At 72.7% G+C, this 21,609-nt stretch carries 19 protein-coding genes; 13 read left to right on the top strand and 6 right to left on the bottom strand.

What is annotated here, in order from left to right; translation table 11 throughout:
- Window positions 1–13: 13 nt before the first annotated feature.
- A complete protein-coding gene (gene metH, locus ABIB53_RS10110) occupies window positions 14–3,778 on the bottom strand; it encodes a methionine synthase (protein WP_502914636.1) in 3,765 nt (1,254 codons plus the stop codon).
- Window positions 3,779–3,798: 20 nt separating this feature from the next.
- Between metH and ABIB53_RS10105 the strand changes: the two genes are divergently transcribed.
- From ABIB53_RS10105 to arc, 3 genes are read left to right on the top strand one after another with little or no spacing between them, the layout of a single operon-like run.
- On the top strand, window positions 3,799–4,941 hold the full coding sequence (locus ABIB53_RS10105) for a site-2 protease family protein (RefSeq protein ID WP_354588074.1): 1,143 nt from the start codon (window positions 3,799–3,801) through the stop codon (window positions 4,939–4,941).
- Window positions 4,942–4,984: 43 nt separating this feature from the next.
- A complete protein-coding gene (locus ABIB53_RS10100; RefSeq protein WP_354588073.1) occupies window positions 4,985–6,019 on the top strand; it encodes a tRNA (adenine-N1)-methyltransferase in 1,035 nt (344 codons plus the stop codon).
- Window positions 6,020–6,065: 46 nt separating this feature from the next.
- Entirely contained in the window at window positions 6,066–7,736 is a 1,671-nt protein-coding gene (gene arc, locus ABIB53_RS10095) for a proteasome ATPase (RefSeq protein ID WP_083968855.1), read from the top strand.
- 6 nt (window positions 7,737–7,742) lie between these two features.
- Here arc and ABIB53_RS10090 read toward each other — a convergent pair whose 3' ends face one another.
- From ABIB53_RS10090 to ABIB53_RS10075, 4 genes are read right to left on the bottom strand one after another with little or no spacing between them, the layout of a single operon-like run.
- Window positions 7,743–8,312 carry a DUF3054 domain-containing protein gene (locus ABIB53_RS10090; protein ID WP_354588072.1) on the bottom strand — a complete coding sequence of 190 codons (570 nt, stop codon included), beginning with the start codon at window positions 8,310–8,312 and terminating at the stop codon, window positions 7,743–7,745.
- A complete protein-coding gene (locus ABIB53_RS10085; RefSeq protein WP_354588071.1) occupies window positions 8,305–9,288 on the bottom strand; it encodes a ribose-phosphate diphosphokinase in 984 nt (327 codons plus the stop codon). The genes ABIB53_RS10090 and ABIB53_RS10085 overlap by 8 nt, the downstream gene beginning before the upstream one ends.
- On the bottom strand, window positions 9,285–10,397 hold the full coding sequence (locus ABIB53_RS10080) for an alpha/beta hydrolase (RefSeq protein WP_354588070.1): 1,113 nt from the start codon (window positions 10,395–10,397) through the stop codon (window positions 9,285–9,287). The genes ABIB53_RS10085 and ABIB53_RS10080 overlap by 4 nt, the downstream gene beginning before the upstream one ends.
- A complete protein-coding gene (locus ABIB53_RS10075) occupies window positions 10,394–11,401 on the bottom strand; it encodes an alpha/beta hydrolase (RefSeq protein ID WP_354588069.1) in 1,008 nt (335 codons plus the stop codon). Before ABIB53_RS10075 ends, ABIB53_RS10080 begins: the two co-directional genes overlap by 4 nt.
- Before the next feature lie 36 nt (window positions 11,402–11,437).
- Between ABIB53_RS10075 and dop the strand changes: the two genes are divergently transcribed.
- The 5 genes from dop to ABIB53_RS10050 all read left to right on the top strand — a co-directional run bounded on the left by dop (window position 11,438) and on the right by ABIB53_RS10050 (window position 16,115).
- A complete protein-coding gene (gene dop, locus ABIB53_RS10070; protein WP_354588068.1) occupies window positions 11,438–12,928 on the top strand; it encodes a depupylase/deamidase Dop in 1,491 nt (496 codons plus the stop codon).
- 36 nt (window positions 12,929–12,964) lie between these two features.
- A complete protein-coding gene (locus ABIB53_RS10065) occupies window positions 12,965–13,165 on the top strand; it encodes a ubiquitin-like protein Pup (protein WP_068275815.1) in 201 nt (66 codons plus the stop codon).
- Window positions 13,166–13,207: 42 nt separating this feature from the next.
- Window positions 13,208–14,602: a Pup--protein ligase gene (pafA, locus tag ABIB53_RS10060; protein WP_354588067.1), complete on the top strand. Its 1,395-nt coding sequence runs from the start codon at window positions 13,208–13,210 to the stop codon at window positions 14,600–14,602.
- Between the two features lie 103 nt (window positions 14,603–14,705).
- Entirely contained in the window at window positions 14,706–15,665 is a 960-nt protein-coding gene (locus tag ABIB53_RS10055; RefSeq protein WP_191564917.1) for an FKBP-type peptidyl-prolyl cis-trans isomerase, read from the top strand.
- Between the two features lie 63 nt (window positions 15,666–15,728).
- Window positions 15,729–16,115, top strand: a complete 387-nt coding sequence (locus tag ABIB53_RS10050) for an FKBP-type peptidyl-prolyl cis-trans isomerase (protein WP_068275809.1) — start codon at window positions 15,729–15,731, stop codon at window positions 16,113–16,115.
- Window positions 16,116–16,312: 197 nt separating this feature from the next.
- On the opposite strand, the gene ABIB53_RS10045 is transcribed toward ABIB53_RS10050, so the two are convergent.
- Entirely contained in the window at window positions 16,313–17,422 is a 1,110-nt protein-coding gene (locus tag ABIB53_RS10045) for a DUF3866 family protein (RefSeq protein ID WP_354588066.1), read from the bottom strand.
- A gap of 85 nt (window positions 17,423–17,507) precedes the next feature.
- Between ABIB53_RS10045 and ABIB53_RS10040 the strand changes: the two genes are divergently transcribed.
- From ABIB53_RS10040 to ABIB53_RS10020, 5 genes are all read left to right on the top strand, one after another.
- Window positions 17,508–18,503 carry a helix-turn-helix transcriptional regulator gene (locus ABIB53_RS10040; RefSeq protein ID WP_354588065.1) on the top strand — a complete coding sequence of 332 codons (996 nt, stop codon included), beginning with the start codon at window positions 17,508–17,510 and terminating at the stop codon, window positions 18,501–18,503.
- Window positions 18,500–19,462, top strand: a complete 963-nt coding sequence (locus ABIB53_RS10035; RefSeq protein WP_354588064.1) for a helix-turn-helix transcriptional regulator — start codon at window positions 18,500–18,502, stop codon at window positions 19,460–19,462. The genes ABIB53_RS10040 and ABIB53_RS10035 overlap by 4 nt, the downstream gene beginning before the upstream one ends.
- A gap of 48 nt (window positions 19,463–19,510) precedes the next feature.
- Window positions 19,511–19,816: a Sec-independent protein translocase subunit TatA gene (gene tatA / locus ABIB53_RS10030; RefSeq protein ID WP_229298930.1), complete on the top strand. Its 306-nt coding sequence runs from the start codon at window positions 19,511–19,513 to the stop codon at window positions 19,814–19,816.
- Between the two features lie 77 nt (window positions 19,817–19,893).
- A complete protein-coding gene (gene tatC / locus ABIB53_RS10025) occupies window positions 19,894–20,673 on the top strand; it encodes a twin-arginine translocase subunit TatC (RefSeq protein ID WP_068275800.1) in 780 nt (259 codons plus the stop codon).
- Window positions 20,674–20,689: 16 nt separating this feature from the next.
- A complete protein-coding gene (locus ABIB53_RS10020; RefSeq protein WP_201466954.1) occupies window positions 20,690–21,586 on the top strand; it encodes a diacylglycerol kinase in 897 nt (298 codons plus the stop codon).
- Window positions 21,587–21,609 lie beyond the last annotated feature (23 nt).

The raw sequence follows: 21,609 nt of genomic DNA, 5'->3' as shown, positions 1-21,609 counted from the left end.
TCGTGATCGTCGATCAGTCCTCGGGGTGGTAGCCGAGGTTCGGCGAGAGCCAGGTCTCGGCCTCCTTGAGCGTCCACCCCTTGCGCTGCGCGTAGTCCTCGACCTGGTCGCGGCCGATCCGGCCGACGACGAAGTACTGGCTGTCGGGGTGCCCGAGGTACCAGCCGGAGACGGAGGCCCCGGGCCACATCGCCATGCGGTCGGTGAGCTCCATGCCGATCTCGTCGACGTCGAGCATCTCCCACAGCGTCGCCTTCTCGGTGTGCTCGGGGCACGCGGGGTAGCCGGGAGCCGGACGGATGCCGTCGTACTGCTCCTTGATGAGCTGGCGGTTGTCGAGCTGCTCGTCGGGGGAGTAGCCCCACAGCTCGCGACGCACGCGCTCGTGGAGCATCTCGGCCAGGCCCTCGGCGAGGCGGTCGGCGAGCGACTCGAGGAGGATCGCCGAGTAGTCGTCGAGCTCTGCCTTGAGCCGGGCCACGTGCTCTGCCGAGCCCAGGCCGCCGGTGACGGCGAAGGCGCCGACGTGATCAGGCAGACCGCTCTCCTTCGGCGCGACGAAGTCGGCCAGGCTGCGGTTGGGCACGCCCTCGCGGTGCTGGCCCTGCTGGCGCAGCATGTGCAGCCGGTGGGCCACCTCCGTGCGCGACTCGTCCGTGTAGACCTCGACGGAGTCGCCGACCGCGTTGGCCGGGAAGAGCCCGACGACGGCGTTCGCGGTGAGCCAGCGCTCGTCGATGACGCGGCGCAGCATGTCCTGCGCGTCCTCGAAGAGCTTGCGGGCCGCCGGGCCGGTCGACGGCGCGTTGAGGATGTCGGGGAAGGAGCCCTTCATCTCCCAGGCGTTGAAGAAGGGCTGCCAGTCGACGTACGGCACGATGTCGGCGAGCGGCACGTCGCGCAGCACGGTGCGCCCGGGCACCTTGGGCGCCGGCGGGACCGAGCCCTCGTCCCACTGCATCGGAGTGGCTCGCTCGCGGGCCTGCTCGAGGGAGAGCAGCGGGCGGTCGTTCTGCTTCGCCGCGTGCCGCGCCCGGATCGAGTCGAAGTCGGCCTTGACCTCGCCCATGAGGCGCTCGCGGCCCTCGTCGGACAGCAGGGCGGCGACGACCGGCACCGATCGCGAGGCGTCCTTGACCCAGATGACGGGGCCGTCGTAGCGCTGGTCGACCTTGACCGCGGTGTGGGCGCGCGAGGTCGTCGCGCCACCGAGCATGAGCGGGATGCTCAGCCCCTGACGCTGCATCTCCTCGGCGACGCCGACCATCTCGTCCAGGCTCGGCGTGATGAGGCCGGACAGGCCGATGATGTCGGCCTTCTCCTCGCGGGCGGCGTCGAGGATCTTCTGCGTCTGGACCATGACGCCGAGGTCGACGACGTCGTAGTTGTTGCACTGGAGGACGACGCCGACGATGTTCTTGCCGATGTCGTGCACGTCGCCGCGCACCGTGGCCATGACGACCTTGCCCTTGCTGCGCTCGGGGGCGTCCGGGTCCTTCTCGGCCTCGATGTAGGGGATGAGGTAGGCGACGGCCTTCTTCATGACGCGGGCCGACTTCACGACCTGCGGCAAGAACATCTTGCCGCTGCCGAAGAGGTCGCCGACGACGTTCATGCCGTCCATGAGCGGGCCCTCGATGACCTCGATCGGCTTGCCGCCGCGCTCGGAGATCTCGCGCCGCAGCTCCTCGGTGTCGCTCTCGGCGTAGTCGTCGATGCCCTTGACGAGCGCGTGGGTGATCCGCTCGGAGACGGGCAGGGAGCGCCACTCGTCGAGCTGCTTGGCCTCGACCTCGCCGCTGCCGCGGTGGGCCTCGGCGATCTCGAGCAGCCGCTCGGTCGCGTCCTCGCGACGGTTGAGCACGACGTCCTCGATCCGCTCGCGCAGCTCGGCGTCGAGGGTGTCGTAGGGCACGAGCGCGCCGGCGTTGACGATGCCCATGTCCATGCCCGCGGCGATCGCGTGGTAGAGGAAGACGGCGTGGATCGCCTCGCGCACGGGGTTGTTGCCGCGGAAGCTGAAGGAGACGTTGGAGACGCCGCCGGACACGAGGGCGTGGGGGAGGTTCTCCTTGATCCAGCGCGTCGCCTCGATGAAGTCGGTCCCGTAGGCCGCGTGCTCCTCGATGCCCGTCGCCACGGCGAAGATGTTGGGGTCGAAGACGACGTCCTCGGCCGGGAAGCCGACCTCCTGCGTGAGGATCGTGTACGCACGCTGCGCGATCTCGAGACGGCGCTCGTAGGTGTCGGCCTGGCCGTCCTCGTCGAAGCCCATGACGACGATCGCCGCGCCGTACTTGCGGCACAGGCGAGCGTGCTCGACGAAGGGCTCCACGCCCTCCTTCATGGAGATCGAGTTGACGATGCACTTGCCCTGGGCGCGCTGCAGCCCGGCCTCGATGACCTCCCACTTCGAGGAGTCGATCATCAGCGGGACGCGGCAGATGTCGGGCTCGGAGCCGACGAGGTTGACGAAGGTCGACATCGCGGCGACGCCGTCGAGCATCCCCTCGTCCATGTTGATGTCGATGACCTGGGCGCCGGACTCGACCTGCTGGCGGGCGACCGACAGCGCCGCCGGGTAGTCCTCGGCCTGGATGAGCTTGCGGAAGCGGGCCGAGCCGGTGACGTTGGTGCGCTCGCCGACGTTGACGAAGAGGGAGTCGGCGGTGATGGTGAAGGGCTCGAGCCCCGACAGGCGCATCGCCGGCTCGACGGTCGGGGGCACCCGCGGGGGCACGCCCTCGACCCGTCGGCCGAGCTCGGCGATGTGCTCGGGCGTCGTGCCGCAGCAGCCGCCGATGATGTTGACGAGGCCGTCGCGCACGAAGCCGTCGACGACCTCGGCCATCTGCTCGGCCGTCTCGTCGTACTCGCCGAAGGCGTTGGGCAGGCCGGCGTTGGGGTAGATCGACACGAAGCAGTCGGCGACCCGGGAGATCTCGGCGACGTAGGGGCGCATCTCCGCCGCGCCGAGCGCGCAGTTGAGCCCGACGGCGAGCGGCTGGGCGTGCCGGACGCTGTTCCAGAAGGCCTCGGTCGTCTGCCCGGTGAGGGTGCGGCCCGAGGCGTCGGTGATCGTGCCGGAGATGATGACCGGCCAGCGGCGGCCCTGCTCGTCGAAGAGGGTCTCGAGGGCGAAGATCGCGGCCTTGGCGTTGAGGGTGTCGAAGATCGTCTCGACGAGCAGGATGTCGCTGCCGCCGTCGACGAGGCCGCGGGCCTGCTCGAGGTAGGCCTCGACGAGCTCGACGAAGGTGATGTTGCGCGCCGCCGGGTCGTTGACGTCCGGCGAGATCGACGCGGTGCGGTTCGTCGGCCCGAGGGCGCCGGCGACGTAGCGCGGGCGCTCGGGGGTCTCGACGGCGTCGCACGCCGCGCGCGCCAGCCGGGCCGCCTCGTAGTTGATCTCGTAGGACAGCTCCTCCATGCCGTAGTCGGCCATGGAGATGCGCTGCGCGCTGAAGGTGTTGGTCTCGATGATGTCCGCGCCGGCGGCGAGGTAGTCGTCGTGGATCGAGCGGATGACGTCGGGCGCGGTGATCGAGAGCAGGTCGTTGTTGCCCTTGAGCTCGCGCTCCCAGTCCGCGAAGCGCTCGCCGCGGAAGTCAGCCTCGCTCAGGCCCCGGCGTTGGATGAAGACACCCATCGAGCCGTCCAGCAGCAGGACGCGCTCGCTCATGAGAGCGGCGAGCGCGTCGGAGGCGTCAGGGCGGTGGGCGGGGGAGGTCACGTCTGGGGGAGTCCTGTCGGCAGGGCCATCGGGGGAGGTGCTCATTATCGCCTAGGGTGCCTCGCATGGCCGCATCCCCTGATCGACCGTCCGGCCTTCGAGTCGCGTCGGTCGGCGGCGTGCCGGTCTACGTCGGCTCGTCGTGGCTGATCCTCGCCGTCGTCGTCATCGCCCTCGTCGGTCCGGGCATCGCCGCGGACCGCCCGGACCTCGGGGCCCTCGCCTACGGCGTCGGCGCGCTCTACGCCGTCGGCCTGCTCGTCGCCGTGCTCGTCCACGAGGCCGCCCACGCGGTCGTCGCCCGCGGCGTCGGGCACCGCGTCCACGCCGTCGTCGCCGACATCTGGGGCGGGCACACGACGTACGACCCCTCCCGGGGCACCCCCGGGAGCGCGGCCGCCATCGCCGTCGTCGGGCCGCTGAGCAACCTCGTCCTCGGTCTGCTCGCCTGGGGGGTCCACCCCTTCGCGCCCGAAGGGGTGCCCTCGGGCCTGCTCGGGGCGTTCGCCTTCGTCAACGTCCTCCTCGCCGCCTTCAACCTCCTGCCCGGTCTGCCGCTCGACGGCGGGCAGCTCGTCGAGTCCGCCGTGTGGCGGCTCACCGGCAGCCGTCCGCGCGGCCGGGTCGTCGCCGGATGGTGCGGGCGGGCCGTCGTCGTCGTGGTCGTCGTGTGGGCGATCGGCCTGCCGCTGCTCTCCGGGGCCAGGCCCGACCTCTTCCGCGTCGTGTGGACCGTGCTCATCTGCGCCTTCCTCTGGCAGGGCGCGACGGCCGCCATCGCCGCCGGTCAGTCCCTCGGCGTGCTCGCCCGCCTCGACCCGGCCCGCGTCATCCGCCCCGCCCGGGCGGTCTCGGAGCGCGCCGTCCTCGCCGACGTCGACCCGCAGGCCTCTCACGGCGTGCCCGTCGTCGTCGACGCCCTCGGCCGCCCGCTCGCCCTGCTCTCGGCCGCCGCGATGGACGGAGTGCCCGAGGAGCTGCGCGAGCGCACCCCCGTCTCCGCCGTCATGGCGCGTCAGCCCTCCGAGTGGGTCGTCCCCCTCGAGGGCGACCCCGAGGAGGACCTCATCGCGCTCGTGCGGACCTTCCAGGACACCCGTGCCAGCCACCTCGCGGTGACGCGGGGCGGGGTGCTCGCCGGCGTCGTGTCCGTCCACGAGCTCGGCGCGGCGCTCGACGAGGTCCAGGGACGACCGCCGCGCCCATGACGTCGTCCGGAGCACCGCCCGCGGGTCCGTAGACTCGCGGGCTATGACTGCCACCGGATCCCAGTACCGCCGCGGCCCCTTCCGTGAGGGCGACCGCGTCCAGCTGACGGACCCGAAGGGGCGGATGCACACGATCACCCTCACCCCGGGCAAGCAGTTCCACACCCACCGCGGCCACGTGAAGCACGACGACCTCATCGGCTCGCCCGACGGCTCGACGATCACCAACACCGCCGGCACCGAGTACCTCGCCCTGCGCCCGCTGCTGTCGGACTACGTCATGTCGATGCCGCGCGGCGCGGCCGTCGTCTACCCCAAGGACGCCGGTCAGATCGTCACCATGGCCGACGTCTTCCCCGGTGCGACCGTCGTCGAGGCCGGTGTCGGGTCGGGCGCGCTGTCGATGTCGCTGCTGCGCGCGGTCGGCGAGAGCGGGCGGGTGCTGTCCTTCGAGCGCCGCGCCGACTTCGCCGACATCGCGGTCGCGAACGCCCGGGCCTTCTTCGGCGAGGACCACCCCGCGTGGACCGTCACCGTCGGCGACCTCGTCGAGTCCCTGCCCGGCGCCGCCGAGCCCGGCACCGTCGACCGCGTCGTGCTCGACATGCTCGCCCCGTGGGAGTGCCTCGAGGTCGTCGCCGACGCGCTCGCGCCCGGCGGCGTGCTCATCTGCTACGTCGCGACCGCCACCCAGCTGAGCAAGGTCGCCGAGGCGATGCGCGACTTCGGGACCTTCACCGAGCCCGAGGCGTGGGAGTCCCTCGTGCGCGGCTGGCACCTCGAGGGCCTCGCGGTGCGTCCCCAGCACCGCATGCACGGTCACACCGGCTTCCTCATCACCACCCGGCGCCTCGCGCCGGGCACCACCCCGCCCCTGCGCAAGCGCCGCCCCGGCCGCGGCTACGTGCCGGCCGAGGAGGACCAGGACGGCGCTCCCACGGGGGCCATGCTCGACGCGACGAGCCACCTGGGACCCGAGGGCCAGGACTGGAGCAGCGAGGCGCTCGGCGAGCGGGTCGCGTCGGAGAAGAAGATGCGCAAGCTCGTCCGGGGTGTGGTGCCCCCGACGCCGCGCTGACGTCGTGAGCGAGGATGGGGCTGACGCGACCTAGGAGGACGACCCGATGAGCACCGGAGCCACCGGCGCGGTCCCGCAGGGGCCCAGCCCCGCGGAGCAGCTGCGCACCACCCAGCGCGAGCTGAGCACGAAGACCTCGCAGCTGAGCACGCTGTCCTCGCAGAACGAGCGCCTCGTGCGCACGCTCAAGGACGCCCGGGAGCAGATCGTCACCCTGCGCGCCGAGATCGACCGCCTGGCCCAGCCGCCGTCGGCCTACGCGCAGCTCGTCGGGGTCCACGACGACGGCACCGTCGACGTCCTGAGCAACGGGCGCAAGATGCACGTCGCCGTCTCGCCGACGATCGAGGCCGACGCGCTCGAGGTCGGGCGCGAGGTGCTGCTCAACGAGGCGATGAACGTCGTGTCGGTGCACGACCCCGACGTCGCCGGCGACGTCGTGCTCGTCAAGGAGCTGCTCGACGACGGCCGTCTGCTCGTCCTCGCCCGCCAGGACGAGGAGCGCGTCGTGCGCCAGGGCGCGGCCCTGCGCCGCGAGCGCGTCCGCGTCGGCGACGCCGTGCTCCTCGAGGCCCGCAGCAACATCGCCCTCGAGCTCATCCCCAAGGCCGAGGTCGCCGATCTCGTCCTCGAGGAGGTGCCCGACCTCTCCTACGAGGACATCGGCGGCCTGTCCGGCCAGATCGAGACGATCCGCGACTCCGTCGAGCTGCCCTACCTGCACGCCGAGCTCTACGAGCGCCACCAGCTCAAGCCCCCGAAGGGGGTCCTGCTCTACGGCCCGCCCGGCTGCGGCAAGACGATGATCGCCAAGGCCGTCGCCTCCTCGCTGGCCCGCAAGGTCGCCGAGCGCGACGGGCGCGACGCGGCGACGGCGACGAACGCCTACTTCCTCAACATCAAGGGCCCGGAGCTGCTCAACAAGTACGTCGGCGAGACCGAGCGGCACATCCGCCTCATCTTCCACCGGGCCCGTGAGAAGAGCAGCGACGGCACCCCCGTCGTCGTCTTCTTCGACGAGATGGACAGCCTCTTCCGCACCCGCGGCTCGGGCGTGTCCTCCGACGTCGAGACGACGATCGTCCCGCAGCTGCTCGCCGAGATCGACGGCGTCGAGGGCCTCGAGAACGTCATCGTCATCGGTGCGACGAACCGCGAGGACATGATCGACCCCGCGATCCTGCGACCCGGCCGCCTCGACGTGAAGATCAAGATCGAGCGGCCGGACGCCCAGGCCGCTCGGGAGATCTTCGCGAAGTACCTCACCGCCGACCTGCCGCTGCACCCGCACGACCTCGGCGACCACGACGGCTCGCACGAGCGCACGGTCGTCGCGATGATCGACGCCGTCGTCGAGCGGATGTACGCCCAGATCCCCGAGAACCAGTTCCTCGAGGTCACCTACGCCGGCGGCGACAAGGAGGTCCTGTACTTCAAGGACTTCAGCTCCGGCGCGATGATCCAGAACGTCGTCGACCGCGCGAAGAAGCTCGCGATCAAGGAGTACCTCACCTCCGGCGTCGAGGGCCTGCGCGAGGAGCACCTCCTCGCCAGCTGCCTGGCCGAGCTGCGCGAGAACGAGGACCTGCCGAACACGACGAACCCCGACGATTGGGCGCGGGTCTCGGGCAAGAAGGGGGAGCGGATCGTCTACATCCGCACCCTCGTCGGCACCGCCTCGGGCACGAGCGCCGGCAAGTCCATCGACCTCGGCTGAGGCCGGCTACGCGTCCTCGTCCGGGCGGTCCGCCTCGGCGTCGGGACGGCGGCCGTAGCGGGCGCGCTCCTGCGGTGGGACGACCCCGCGTCCCGGTGTGGTGATGTCCTGCTCGCCGAGCTCGCGCTGCCCGAGGGGGTCGGGGGTGGGCTCGCCGACCACGACGCCCCGGTGCGGTGCCGGTGCCGTCGCGGCCGCCGTGCGCCGTCGCCCGAGCAGGGTCGCGACCGCCCGCCAGCCGAGCAGCCCGAGGGCGAGCGAGAGCGTCGCGACGACGACGAAGGGGAGCGCGGTGCCCTGACCGGACATGTCGCGCAGCGCCATCCCGCCGAAGACCGTCGCGACCAACACCGGCAGACCGGTGGCGAGGGTGACGGGTGCCCGGCCGAGGCCGGCGACGACGCCCACCCAGCCCAGGACGAGACCGGCGAGGAAGGGCCAGGCCGTCTCGAGCCACCCGGCGAGGGTCACCCCTTCGGCATGGCTGCGCCGACCGACGACGACGAAGACCGCGACGACGAGGACGTCGAGCGCGAGCGCGGTCGCGGCGGAGCGCGCGGTGTCGCGCTCAGGCACGGTCGAAGAGGGAGGGCTGGGGCGGGGCGTGCGTCGGGTCGACGCCGTCGAAGAGGCTCGAGACCGACTCCCCGGCGTGGATGCGCGAGATCGCCTGGGCGAAGAGGCCGCTCACCGAGCGCACCTGGAGCTGCGGCCAGCCGTCCGGCGCCGGCACCGTGTCGGTCGTCACGACCTCGTCGACCATCGGGTGCTCACGCAGCCGCTCGACCGCACGGCCGGCGAAGAGCCCGTGCGTGCACGCGACGGAGGCGCCGGTGCAGCCGAGCTCCTCGAGCTTGGCGAGCAGCTCGACGATGGAGCCGCCGGTGGCGATCTCGTCGTCGAGGACGATCGCGTGCCGGCCCCGCACGTCGCCGACGACCGACTCGACGACGACCGTGTCGTCGGACGTGCGCTGCTTGCTGCCGGCGGCGACCGGCAGGCCGAGGAGACGGGCGAACTGCGTCGCCTCCTTGGCGTTGCCGAGGTTGGGCGAGACGACGACGGCGTCGTCGAGATCACGCCCGCGGAAGTGCTCGGCGAGCACGCCGAGCGCGGTGAGGTGGTCGACCGGCACCGAGAAGAAGCCGTGGACCTGGGGTGCGTGCAGCGCCATCGTGATGACGCGGTCGGCCCCGGCGGCGGTGATCATGTCGGCGACGAGCCGCCCGCCGATCGAGATGCGCGAGGCGTCCTTCTTGTCCGAGCGCGCGTACGCGTAGTGCGGCACGACGGCGGTCACCCGCGCGGCCGAGGCGCCCCGGGCGGCGTCGAGCATGAGGAGCAGCTCCATGAGGTGGTCCTGCGTCGGCGCGACGAGCGGCTGGACGACGTAGACGTCGCGCTGGCGGCAGTTCGCCAGCAGCTGGGTCTGGAGGCAGTCGTTGCTGAATCGGGTCGTGCGGCTCGGCGAGAGCGGCACGCCGAGCTGGTCGCAGATCCGCTCGGCGAGCTCTCGGTGGGCGCTGCCGGAGAAGACGACGATCTCTCTCACTGCGCGTGCTCCTGGTCCTCGGCGTCGCCGACGGCGAGCGGGCGCTGCGAGCCTACCGACGCGTGCAGGTGGTGCGCGATCTCGCCCACGAGCTCGGCGTGCGCGGCGTCGGCCCCCGGGCAGGCGCCGGGCATCGAGGCGAAGCCGTGCGGCAGCCGGCGGTAGGTCGTGCACCGCACCGGCACACCGGCCTCGGCGAGGTGCTCCGCGTACCGCGTCGCGTCGTCGCGAAGGGGGTCGAGCTCGCCCGCCTGCACGAGCGCCGGGGCGACCCCGGTCGCGTCGCCGGCCAGGGGAGAGGCGAGCGGGTCGCGGTGGCGCGGGTCGGCCCGGTGGTCCTCGCGCACGCCGAGGGTGCCGTCGAGGTAGAGCGCGCGGAAGGCCGTGATGCCCGCACGGGTGAGCACCGGGCCGTCGGCGTGCTCGTCGATGGACGGGGAGCTCATCGTGAGGTCGGTCGCCGGGTAGATCAGGGCCTGGTGGCGCAGGACGGGCTCGCCCTCGGGACCGCGCAGGTCGCGCAGCTGCTGGGCGACGACGGCGCCGAGGTTGCCGCCCGCGCTGTCGCCCACGAGACCGACCCTCGTGAGGTCGGCGGCGGCGAGCACCGGCAGGCTCGCCCCGTGCTCGACGAGCCAGGAGACGACGTCGACGGCGTCGTGGGCGGCGGTGGGGAAGAGGTGCTCCGGGGCCATCCGGTAGTCGACGCTGACGACGACCGCCCCGACCTGCTCGGCCAGGCGCGAGCACAACGGGTCGTACATCGCGGTCGAGCCCTGCACCCACCCGCCACCGTGGAAGAAGACGAGGAGGGGCAGTGGGCCCGGCATCGCGGGCAGGTAGCAGCGAAGGGGGATGCGCGCCCCGTCGCGCACGGGGGCGCTCGCCGTCTCGACCCGCACCCCGCGGCCGACGGGCCCGGTGATCCACGTGAAGGGGGCGCGGGTCGGGTAGACGGTCTCGCGCTTGGCCCGGATGTCGTCGAGGTCGGAGTCCTCGACCGGGCGGCGCCCCAGCCGCTCGAGGAGGTCGGTCACCACCCGGGTGCGCAGCGCCGGTCGCGGGGCACGAGCCGGGCGGGGCCGGGCCAGGTGGGGACGCGCGGTCATGCGGGCTCCGCCGTCGGGCGCAGGTGGTGGGCCATCTCGGCGGCGAGCTCCTCGAGCGCGGGGTGCCCGGCGGCCGTGAGCCCGGGCAGGGAGAGGAAGCCGTGCGGCGAGCCGCGGTACCGGGTGTGCCGTACGGGCACGCCCGCGTCGCGCAGGGCCTGGGCGAAGGCCTCGCCGTCGAGACGGAGGGGGTCGAGCTCGGCGGTCTGCACGAGGGTGGGGGGCAGACCGGCGAGCTCGCCGCGGGCGGGGGAGACGATCGGGTCGCTGCCGTCGAGGTCGCCGAGGTAGAGGCTGCGGAAGGCGCGCAGCATGTCGGGGGTGATGACGGGGAAGCCGTGCGGCGGCACCTCGACGTCCTCCTGCTCGAGGACGAGGTCGACCTCGCGCTCGGTGAGGTCGGGCGCGGGGTAGGTGAGGGCGAGGTGGCGCAGGGCGCTCACGCCGTCGGCGACGAGCCCCTGGGCCACCGCCGCGGCGAGGTTGCCGCCCGCGCTGTCGCCGGTGAGGGCCAGCCGGTCGGGGTCGGCGCCCAGCTCGGCGGCGTGCGCGAGGACCCACCGGGTGACGTCGGCGCAGTCGTGCACGGCGGTCGGCGCGCGGTGCTCGGGGGCCATGCGGTAGCCCACCGAGACGACGACGGCCCCGGCGACCTGGGCGACGCGCGTGCACACGGGGTCGAAGGCGGTGGGGTGCCCCATCGCGAAGCCGCCGCCGTGGAAGTGCATGACGACCGGCAGCGCCCCCTCGACGTCGTCCGGCCGGTGCACCCGGACCCGCACGCGGGCCCCGTCGCGCACCGGGACCTCGCGGACCGTCGTCGTCACCCCCTTCGTCGGGGTGCCGATCGCCCACGTCAGGGGCCGATGGAGGGGCACCCGCCGACGGGTGCGGGCCAGCCGGGCCGGGCTGATCGTGTCGACCGGTCCGCTCGTCGCGCGCAGGAGGGCGGCGAGCGCCCTCGTCCGCAGCGGCATCCAGGCAGAGGGCGTCGCGGAGGGCATGCGGCCATTGAACCGCGCCCTCCTACGCTGGGGGACATGAGCGTGCGCAGAGTCATGGGGATCGAGACCGAGTACGGCATCTCCGTGCCCGGTCAGCCGTGGGCCGACCCCGTCCAGACCTCCGGTCTCGTCGTCTCGCGCTACGCGAGGGAGCACGGGCTGCGCGCGACGCACGGGGCGTGGGACTACTCCGACGAGCAGCCGCTGCACGACGCCCGCGGCTTCTCGATGCCCCGCGACGAGGCCGACCCGACCCAGCTCACCGACGAGGAGCAGCCGGGCCTGGCCAACGTCGTGCTCACCAACGGCGCGCGCCTCTACGTCGACCACGCCCACCCCGAGTACTCCTCGCCCGAGGTGATGACCCCTCGCGACGCCGTCGTGCACGACCGGGCCGGCGAGCTCGTCATGCGCGAGGCCGTCGAGCTGCTGTCGACCCGGCCGCCGGGAGTCACGCTCTACAAGAACAACACCGACGGCAAGGGCGCCTCCTACGGCACCCACGAGAACTACCTGCTCGACCGCGCCACCCCCTTCGCCCGGGTCGTGCGCGACCTCACGCCCTTCTTCGTCGCGCGTCAGGTGGTCATCGGGGCCGGCCGCGTCGGCCTGGGCCGCGAGAGCGAGGGCGCGGGCTACCAGATCTGCTCGCGGGCCGACTTCTTCGAGGCCGAGGTGGGTCTGGAGACGACCTTCCGCCGCCCGATCATCAACACCCGGGACGAGCCGCACGCCGACCCCGACCGCTACCGGCGTCTCCATGTCATCGTCGGCGACGCCAACCTCGCCGACGTCGCGAACCTGCTGAAGATGGGCTCGACCTCGCTCGTCCTCGCCCTCGTCGAGGCCGACGCGGTGCGCGGTCGGCTCGCCCTGCGCGACCCCCTTCGGGCCCTGCGCGAGGTCTCGCACGACCCGACGTGCACCGCGCTCGTCGAGCTCGCCGACGGCCGGCGGATGACCGCCGTCCAGCTCCTGTGGGCCTACCGCGAGCTCATCGGCGATCACCTCGGGCGGCACGGCAGCGACGAGGCGACCGACGAGGTCCTCGCCCATCTCGACCGGGTCCTCACGCTCCTCGAGAGCGACCCGATGTCGGCGGCGAAGGACCTCGACTGGGTCGCCAAGCTCTCGATCCTCCAGGGCTACCGCGACCGCGACGGGCTCGCGTGGGGCGACCCGCGGCTGCAGGCGGTCGACATCCAGTACAGCGACATCCGTCCGGCGAAGGGGGTCTTCGCCCGCCTCGAGGCGGCCGGCCGGATCACCCGGCTGACGACGCCCGAGGAGGTCGAGGCGGCGGTGACCACGCCGCCGGCCGACACCCGTGCCTGGCTGCGCGGGCGGCTCGTGCGCGACCACGCCCCCGACGTCATCTCCGCGTCCTGGGACTCCGTCGTGCTGCGCGTCCCCCGCGGGGTCGCGCGCATCTCGATGCCCGAGCCGACCGCCCTGGGCCGTGACGCGACCGCGGCCGCGCTCGCCCACGACACGGTCACCGAGGTCGTCGAGGCGCTCGGGGCATAGGTTGGGGGCTCGACCCGTCGACGAGAGGAGCCGGTGATGGCCGGTCAGGAGCAGGTGCGGCGCAGCGGTGGCGGCGGCGGGGACGAGACCCCCGGCGACGACGCCTTCGGCCAGGTGAGCGCGAGCAACGCCGCGCGCGACGAGGGGCTGGACTCGGTGCTCTCCGACATCGACGGCGTGCTCGAGACCAACGCCGAGGAGTTCGTCAAGAGCTTCGTGCAGAAGGGCGGCGAGTAGCCGCCGGTCCGGGCCGGGGGCGCTGCCCCTAGCCTGGGCGCCATGGAGCGGCGCATCTACGGCATCGAGACCGAGTTCGGCGTGACGTGCACGTCGCAGGGCAGGCGGCGCCTCACGCCCGACGAGGTCGCGCGGTACATGTTCCGCTCGGTCGTGCGGTGGGGCCGCTCGAGCAACGTCTTCCTCGGCAACGGCGCGCGGCTCTACCTCGACGTCGGCAGCCACCCCGAGTACGCGACCGCCGAGTGCGACGACCTGCTCGACCTCGTCGCGCACGACCGCGCCGGCGAGCTCGTCGTCCAGCAGCTCGTCGACGACGCGCAGACCCGGCTCGCCGAGGACGAGGTCGACGGCGAGATCTACGTCTTCAAGAACAACGTCGACTCCGCCGGCAACTCCTACGGCTGCCACGAGAACTTCCTCGTCGCCCGCACCGACGACTTCGGGGCGATCACCGAGGGGCTGCTGCCCTTCCTCATCTCGCGCCAGCTCGTCGCCGGCACGGGCAAGGTGATGTCGACGAGCCAGGGACCGGTCTTCTCGGTGAGCCAGCGGGCCGACCACATCTGGGAGGGCGTCTCGTCGGCGACGACGCGCTCGCGCCCCATCATCAACACCCGCGACGAGCCCCACGCCGACGCCGAGCGCTACCGCCGGATGCACGTCATCGTCGGCGACTCGACGATGACCGAGACGACGACGCTGCTCAAGGTGGGATCCGCCTCGCTCGTCCTGCGGATGCTCGAGTCGGGCGTGCGGATGGACCACCTGCGTCTCGAGAACCCCATCCGGGCGATCCGCGACATCAGCCTCGACATCACCGGGCGCGCCACGGTCCGGCTCGCCGACGGTCGCCAGATGAGCGGCCTGGAGCTGCAGCAGGCCTATCTGGCCGGAGTCCTCGAGCTCGTCGAGCGCGAGGGGATCGACGACGCGGTGACCACCCAGGTCGTCGAGCTGTGGCAGCGCACGCTCACCGCGATCGAGACCGACCGGCTCGACCTCGTCGCGACCGAGGTCGACTGGGTCGTCAAGCACCGGCTGCTCGACGCCTACGCCGCGAGCAGGGGAGTGGGCATGGAGGACCCCCGCATCGCCCAGCTCGACCTCGCCTACCACGACATCGACCCGCAGCGCGGGGTGCACCACGTGCTCCAGCGGGCCGGGCGGGTCGCCCGCGTCGTCGACGACGCCCGCGTCGCGGCCGCCGTCGACACCCCTCCGCAGACCACGCGGGCCCGGCTGCGCGGCGACTTCGTGCGGGCCGCGCGCGAGCACGGCCGCGACTTCACCGTCGACTGGGTCCACCTCAAGCTCAACGACGCGACCCAGCGCACGATCCTGTGCAAGGACCCCTTCGCCGCCGTCGACGAGCGGGTCGACGCCCTCATCGCCTCGATGCGCCCCGCCTCGCCGGAGCCCGCCGCGGCGCCCTGAGCAGGGCCCGCCGACCAGGGCCGTCGGACGGCTCGATCAGGCGGCTCTCAGGGGGCTGTGGTTATGGTGGAGGAGAAGTCACCCCCAAGACGAAGGACTCCTCGTGATCTCACGTGCCCGCGCGACCGTGGCGCTGACCGCGGCCGCTGCACTGACCCTCACCGCCTGCGGCGGTGACGACACCGAGGCCCCGGAGGCCGCCTCCTCGGGGGCGGTGGACCAGGTGAAGGTCACCGCCGGCACCGAGAAGGCCGCCCCGAAGATCGCCCTCGAGGACAAGAGCGTCTCCACCTCGAAGACCGAGGTCAAGACGGTCAAGGAGGGCAAGGGCGCCCCGGTGAGCAAGGACGACGTCGTCACCGTCGACATCGCCCTCTACAACGGCACCAGCGGCAAGCCGATCCCCAACACCGAGACCTACACCGCGGACCCCATCGCGATCGACCTCGGCAACGAGCAGATCTTCCCCGGCCTGCGCAACGGCATCGTCGGCCAGAAGGTCGGCAGCACCGCGACCGCCGTCGTCCCGCCGAAGGAGATGTTCGGCGAGACCGGCAACGAGCAGCTCGGCGTCGCCGCGACCGACTCCGTCGTCATGGTCTACGACGTCAAGGACGTCATGCTCAAGGAGGCCGAGGGCAAGGAGGTCGCCGCGAAGTCCGGCCTGCCCAAGGTCACCTACTCGACCGACAAGGCCGCGACCTTCGAGATGCCCAAGGGCAAGGCGCCGAGCTCCACGACGGCCCAGACGCTCGTCCAGGGCGACGGGGCGACGGTCAAGAAGGGCGACACCGCCTACGTCAGCTACACCGGCGCGCTGTGGAAGAACGGCAAGGTCTTCGACTCCAGCAAGCAGGAGGGGCGTCGCCCCTTCGCCGTGCCGGTCGGCGGCGGCCAGGTCATCAAGGCCTGGGACGAGGAGCTCGTCGGCACGAAGGTCGGCGACCGCGTCCTGCTCGTCGTGCCCCCGAAGGACGGCTACGGCAAGACCGGCAGCCCCGACGGCAGCATCACCAAGGACGACACGATCGTCTTCGTCATCGACGTCCTCGGCAAGGTCTGACCCGGCGCTCGCGCCGCGACGACCTGCCACGCCACCCGCAACCCCAGACCCCAGGAGGTCCGCATGCCCTTCGACCCGAGCACGACCAAGCCCGAGATCGAGTTCCCCGGCGACACCCCGCCGAGCGAGCTCGTGCTCGAGGACATCACCGTCGGCGACGGCCGTGAGGCCACCCCCGGCGACCCCATCAAGGCGCACTACGTCGGCGTCGCCCACAGCACCGGCGAGGAGTTCGACGCCTCGTGGAACCGCGGCGCCCCGCTCGCCTTCACCGTCGGCGTCGGCCAGGTCATCCAGGGCTGGGACCAGGGCCTGCTCGGCATGAAGGAGGGTGGTCGTCGCAAGATCACCATCCCGCCGCACCTCGGCTACGGCGACCGCGGCGCCGGCGGCGCGATCAAGGGCGGCGAGACCCTGATCTTCGTCGTCGACCTCGTCTCCGTCGGCTGAGGAGTCGGCTGACACCCCCTTCGCCCCACGCCTCGGGCCCCCACCGGTACGCCGGTCGGGGGCCCGTGGTGCGTCCGGGGGCTGTCTCAGCTTTCCCGCCCTGGGCGGGAACATTCGACCTCGGGCAAGAACATTTCTTTCCCGAGGTCGCACTTTCCCGCCCTGGGCGGGAAAGTGGGGACGAGGCCGAAGGGGGGTCAGAGGAGGGCGGCGGCGTGGCGGCCGGCGGCGGCGGCGGTGACGAAGGCCGCGCGCTCGGACGCGTAGCCGCGGCCCATCGTCGTGAGCGGCACCGGGCAGGCGCGCAGCGCCTCGTCGAGCCCGGCGGCGGGGACCAGGACGGGGGAGAGGCGACCGATCGCGGACGCGCAGACGGCCTCGACCGCGTCGCGCAGACCGGGGGAGAGGTCGTCGTCGTCGGCGAGCGGCACGTCGGCCGACCCGAGGACCACCCGGCCCAGCGTCGTCGCCGTGTGGTGCGACAGCCCGCGATGACGACCGCGCGGGTCGGCCGCGGAGACACGCAGGACCGCGACCCCACGACCGTGCAGCGTGTGCACGGTGTTGAGAACCTCGCCCTGGCTGATGCCGGAGTACCCCCACGGCGTGGCCGAGCCGGCGTTGCCCGGCCCCTGCGCGACGACGACGACGTCGGCGCCGAGGACGTACCGCGCCGCGAGCAGCGCCGAGTGCAGGGTGATCGTCTCGTGCTCCCCGCCGTACGCCTGGCCGACGCTCGTCGTGCTCGTGAGCATCCCGGTCTCGCGCATCGCGGCGACGAGACGGGAGTGGCCGAGCGGCAGCGAGCCCGTGTCGGTCATGACGTAGGCGACGCGAGCGCCGGGGCGGTCGGCGTGGATGCCGGCGACGACGGCCGGCAGGGCCGAGTGCAGCTCGGCGGCGACGACTGGCATGCCCTCGAGGTCACCGGCGACGACCTGGGGGTGGTCGGCCATCGCCTCGTGGTGGGGCGACTCCTGCTCCTCGAGCGCGAGGACCATCGTCTGCAGCGGCGCGTAGCGCGCCTTGACGATGTGGCCGGGCGGTCGGGAGCCGTCGGCTGCGACGGGGTCCGGGGGCAGCGCGTCGGGGATCGCGACGACGAGGGCCTGGCCCCCGGTGCCCAGCCCCTTGAGGAGCGCGCTCGCGTTGAGCAGCACCGTGTCGCCCACCCGCGGGGTGCCGACGAGCGGGGTGTCGGCGAGCGCGGCCATGACGCCGCCCTCGTCGAGCTCGACGTCGACGGTGACCACCGGCCCCCAGCCGCCCGTGACGGACGAGACCGTGCCGCGGCGCCAGTGGATCATGGCGCGAAGGCTATCTGCCCGCCTCGCGACCCTCGGGTAGCGTCGGGTGTGCGCCGCAGCGGCGCGAGCGGCGAAGGGAGAGCGCGTGGCCGTCAGCAACACCCCTCGGGCCAAGACCGAGCGGCTGATGAACCTCACGATGTGCCTGCTCTCGACCCGCCGGGCCCTGCCCAAGGCGCGCATCCGCACGATGGTCGAGGCGTACCAGGGCGTCGAGTCCGACGAGGCCTTCGACCGCATGTTCGAGCGCGACAAGGACGAGCTGCGGGGTCTGGGCATCCCGCTCGTCACCGAGCAGATCGGCGGAGCCTTCGAGGACGAGCCGGGCTACCGGATCGACCAGCGCGACTACGCGCTGCCCGACCTCTCCTTCGCCCCCGACGAGCTCGCGGTCATCGGCCTGGCCAGCCGCGTGTGGACCCACGCGGCGATGGCGCCCAGCGCCGCGACGGCCTGGCGCAAGGTCGCCTCGCTCGAGCCCGGCGACGGGGCGACGGAGGACCCCTTCGTCGGCATCGAGCCCACCCTCGGCGGCTCCGAGCCCTCCTTCCCCGCGCTGCAGGAGGCGACCGTCGCCGCCCGGACGGTGACCTTCGACTACACCCGCTCCGGGGCCGCGGAGCCGCAGACCCGACGGGTCGACCCCTGGGCTCTCACGTCGTGGCACGGCCGGTGGTACCTCACCGGGTACGACCTCGACCGCGAGGGCCAGCGGATCTACCGCCTCTCGCGAATATCGTCCGCCGTGCGCACCGGGGGCGAGATCACCCACCAGCGCCCCGAGGACCTCGACCCGCAGGGCGCGGTCGCACGCTTCGCCCAGGGTGACCGCCCGACGACCGTGGCCACGGTGCGCGTGCGCACCGGCGCCGGTCACGCGTTGCGCCGCCGAGCCCGCGCGAGCACCGACGCGGGGGAGGGGTGGGACCGTCTCGAGGTCGAGCACTCCTCGACGCACGCCCTGGCCGACGAGCTCGCCGGGTACGGCGGAGACGTCGTGGCCGAGTCGCCCGGGGAGCTCGTCACCGCCGTCCGGTCACGCCTCGAGGGCGTGCTCGCCAGCCTCGGAGGAGCCCGATGAGCCCCCGCACGCCCGCCGAGCCGGCGACCACCCGGGTCTCGCGGCTGCTGACGATGGTCCCGTGGCTCGTCTCGCGCCAGGGCATCGCGCTCTCCGAGGCCGCCGAGGGTCTCGGGGTCAGCGAGCAGCAGCTGCGCGACGACCTCGACCTGCTCTTCATGTGCGGGTACGGGCCGATGACCGACGAGCTCATCGACGTCAGCTACGAGCAGGGCCACGTCTACATTGACAACGCCGAGACGATCAGCCGCCCGCTGCGCCTCGGGGTCGCGGAGGCCACGACGATCATCGTGGGCCTGCGCGCGCTCGAGGCCTCCGGCGTCGGCCCCTCCGACGCCGTGCGGCGCGCCCTGGCCACCCTCGAGCAGGCGACCGGGTCCCTGCCCGGCATCGACCGGGTCGGCGTCGTCGCCGAGGGCGAGCGCGACCACGAGGTGCTCCAGACCGCGAGCAGCGCCGTGCAGCAGCGCCGCCGGGTCCACCTCACCTACCTCGTGCCCTCGCGCGACGAGCGCACCGAGCGCGACGTCGACCCCATGCGGGTCGTCGCGCTCGACGGCCACTGGTACCTCGAGGGCTGGTGCCACCTCGCCCAGGACACGCGCCTCTTCCGCCTCGACCGCGTCGAGGCGATCGAGCTGCTCGACGCCGACGGCACCCCGCCGCCGCAGGCGGTCTCGCGCGACCTGTCCCAGGGTGCGTACTCGGGGGCGCCCGACGACCGCGTCGTCACCCTGCTCCTGCGGCCCCGCGCCCGCTGGGTCGCCGAGTACTACCCGACCCTGTCGCAGGAGGAGGTCGGCGAGGACCTGCGGGTGCGGCTCACGGCCCGCGACGACGCCTGGCTGGCCCGGCTCGTCCTCGGCTGCGGGGGGCACGCGGTGCTCGAGGCGCCGCAGCCCGCCGTCGACGCGGTGCGCGCCCGTGCGCTCGCCGCGCTCAGCGGCTACCCAGCCTGACGGGCGTACACTCGCAGGCGTCCAACCATCTCGTGAAAGGCGTCCGCCATGCCTCAGTGGCTCGGTCCCGGCGAACTGCTCATCATCGCTCTGCTCATCCTGCTCCTCTTCGGCTTCAAGAAGCTCCCCGACGCCGCCCGCAGCCTGGGCAAGTCCGCTCGTGTCTTCAAGTCCGAGGTCAACGAGATGAAGGAGGAGGACCGCGCTCGCGAGGAGGCCAAGAAGGCCCGCGAGTCCGGCACCATCACCTCCGCTGGCACCCCGGTGCGTGACGACGTCACCCACCGCCAGGGCGACGCCCTCATCGACGAGACGAAGCCGCGCACGGACAACACCTCCGGCCCGGTCGTCTGACGACACCCCCCTTCGCGCCGCTCTCGCACGCCGCCGTGGCCACCCGACGACGCACGCCCAAGGACCCCGAGGGGCGGATGCCCCTCAAGGCTCACTTCATCGAGCTGAGGCGCCGGCTGATGATCGCAGCGGCGGCCGTCGTCGTCGGGACGGTCGTCGGCTGGATCTACTACACACCGATCTACGAGCACCTGTCCTCGCCCTTCCGCGAGTACAAGCGGTTGCACCCCGAGAGCGTCATCGCGCTGAACTTCGGCAACCCGACGGCGGCCTTCAGCCAGCAGCTGTCGATCTCGATCTTCGCCGGCATCCTCATGACGAGCCCGATCTGGCTGTGGCAGATCTGGGCCTTCGTCGTCCCGGGCCTGACCAAGCGCGAGAAGCGCATCTCCGGTGCCTTCTTCAGCGCCACCGTGCCGCTCTTCGCGGCGGGCTGCGCCTTCGGCTACTACACGCTGCCGAAGGCCCTCATCATCCTCTACGGCTTCACCCCCGACGAGGACACGAGCTCGAACATCCAGAGCACGACGGACTACTTCACCTTCGTCATGCGCTTCATCTTCGCCTTCGGGGCGTCGTGGCTGCTGCCGGTCGTCCTCGTCGCGCTGTGCGCCATCGGTGTGCTCACCGGCCGCCAGATGCTCAGGGCGTGGCGCCCGGCGGTGCTGCTCATCTTCGTCGCCGCGGCGGTCATCACGCCGACGCCGGACCCCTTCACGATGTTCCTGCTCGCGGGTCCGCTCGTCGTGCTGTACTTCGGCGCCTGCGGGATCGGCATGCTCATCACCCGCAAGCGGGAGCAGGCCCGACCGGCCTGGCTCGACACGCCGGAGGACCAGGCCTCCGCGCTCGACTGAGACGCGGGCTGTCGTCATGAGCTCTCGCCGCATCGGTCTGCTCGTCAACCCCACGGCCGGCAAGAACGCCGGCGCCCGGGTCGGCACGACCGTCGCCGACCTGCTCGAGCGCGGCGGTGCCGAGGTCGTCGACCTCACCGGGCTCGACGCCCGCCGGGCCGAGGCCAAGGCCCGCCGTGCGGTCCGCGACGGCGAGGTCGACACCCTCGTCGTCGCCGGTGGTGACGGGGCCGTCGGCCTCGGGGTCAACATCTGCGCGCAGACCGAGGTGCCCCTCGGCGTCGTCGCCGTCGGCACCGGCAACGACAACGCCCGTGAGCTCGGGCTGCCGGTGCGCGACGTCGAGGCCGCGGTCGAGCGGGTGCTGCACGGCTCGGCCCGCGCGGTCGACCTCGGCCGGGTGCGCAGCACCGACGCCAGCCAGGAGCGGTGGTACCTCGGCGTCCTGTGCGGCGGCTTCGACGCCCTGGTCAACGAGCGGGCGAACACGATGCGGTGGCCCCGCGGACCGGCCCGCTACAACCTCGCGATCGCCCGCGAGCTGCCCACCTTCGCCCCGATCCCGTACACGCTCACCCTCGACGGCGAGGTGTCCCACCACCGCGCGATGCTCGTGTGCGTCGGCAACGGGCGCGCCTACGGCGGGGGCATGCGCGTCACCCCCGACGCCGACATGGCCGACGGCCTGCTCGACGTGCTCGTCGTCGACGAGATCAGCGTGCCGGAGCTCCTGCGCGTCTTCCCCAAGGTCTTCCGCGGCGCCCATCTCGGGCACCCCGCTGTGAGCGTGCACCGGGCGCGCTCCGTGCGTCTCGACGCACCCGGCGTCGTCGCCTACGCCGACGGGGAGCGGCTCTACCCCCTGCCCGTGGACGTCGACGTCGTGCCCGGCGCGGTGCGCATCCTGATCTGACCCACCCGCCCGGTTAGCCTGAC

Source organism: Janibacter sp. UYMM211 (assembly GCF_040547045.1).
In the GTDB taxonomy this organism is placed as follows: domain Bacteria; phylum Actinomycetota; class Actinomycetes; order Actinomycetales; family Dermatophilaceae; genus Marihabitans; species Marihabitans melonis.
The sequence above is the reverse complement of the archived record's forward strand: the minus strand, read 5'-3'. Positions and strand labels throughout refer to the sequence as shown.

Coding starts and splice junctions, on each gene's coding strand:
- metH (WP_502914636.1), bottom strand. CDS start 3,778: ATGAGCACCTCCCCCGATGGCCCTGCCGACAGGACTCCCCCAGACGTG.
- ABIB53_RS10105 (WP_354588074.1), top strand. CDS start 3,799: ATGGCCGCATCCCCTGATCGACCGTCCGGCCTTCGAGTCGCGTCGGTC.
- ABIB53_RS10100 (WP_354588073.1), top strand. CDS start 4,985: ATGACTGCCACCGGATCCCAGTACCGCCGCGGCCCCTTCCGTGAGGGC.
- arc (WP_083968855.1), top strand. CDS start 6,066: ATGAGCACCGGAGCCACCGGCGCGGTCCCGCAGGGGCCCAGCCCCGCG.
- ABIB53_RS10080 (WP_354588070.1), bottom strand. CDS start 10,397: ATGACCGCGCGTCCCCACCTGGCCCGGCCCCGCCCGGCTCGTGCCCCG.
- ABIB53_RS10075 (WP_354588069.1), bottom strand. CDS start 11,401: ATGCCCTCCGCGACGCCCTCTGCCTGGATGCCGCTGCGGACGAGGGCG.
- dop (WP_354588068.1), top strand. CDS start 11,438: ATGAGCGTGCGCAGAGTCATGGGGATCGAGACCGAGTACGGCATCTCC.
- ABIB53_RS10065 (WP_068275815.1), top strand. CDS start 12,965: ATGGCCGGTCAGGAGCAGGTGCGGCGCAGCGGTGGCGGCGGCGGGGAC.
- pafA (WP_354588067.1), top strand. CDS start 13,208: ATGGAGCGGCGCATCTACGGCATCGAGACCGAGTTCGGCGTGACGTGC.
- ABIB53_RS10050 (WP_068275809.1), top strand. CDS start 15,729: ATGCCCTTCGACCCGAGCACGACCAAGCCCGAGATCGAGTTCCCCGGC.
- ABIB53_RS10045 (WP_354588066.1), bottom strand. CDS start 17,422: ATGATCCACTGGCGCCGCGGCACGGTCTCGTCCGTCACGGGCGGCTGG.
- ABIB53_RS10035 (WP_354588064.1), top strand. CDS start 18,500: ATGAGCCCCCGCACGCCCGCCGAGCCGGCGACCACCCGGGTCTCGCGG.
- tatA (WP_229298930.1), top strand. CDS start 19,511: ATGCCTCAGTGGCTCGGTCCCGGCGAACTGCTCATCATCGCTCTGCTC.
- tatC (WP_068275800.1), top strand. CDS start 19,894: ATGCCCCTCAAGGCTCACTTCATCGAGCTGAGGCGCCGGCTGATGATC.
- ABIB53_RS10020 (WP_201466954.1), top strand. CDS start 20,690: ATGAGCTCTCGCCGCATCGGTCTGCTCGTCAACCCCACGGCCGGCAAG.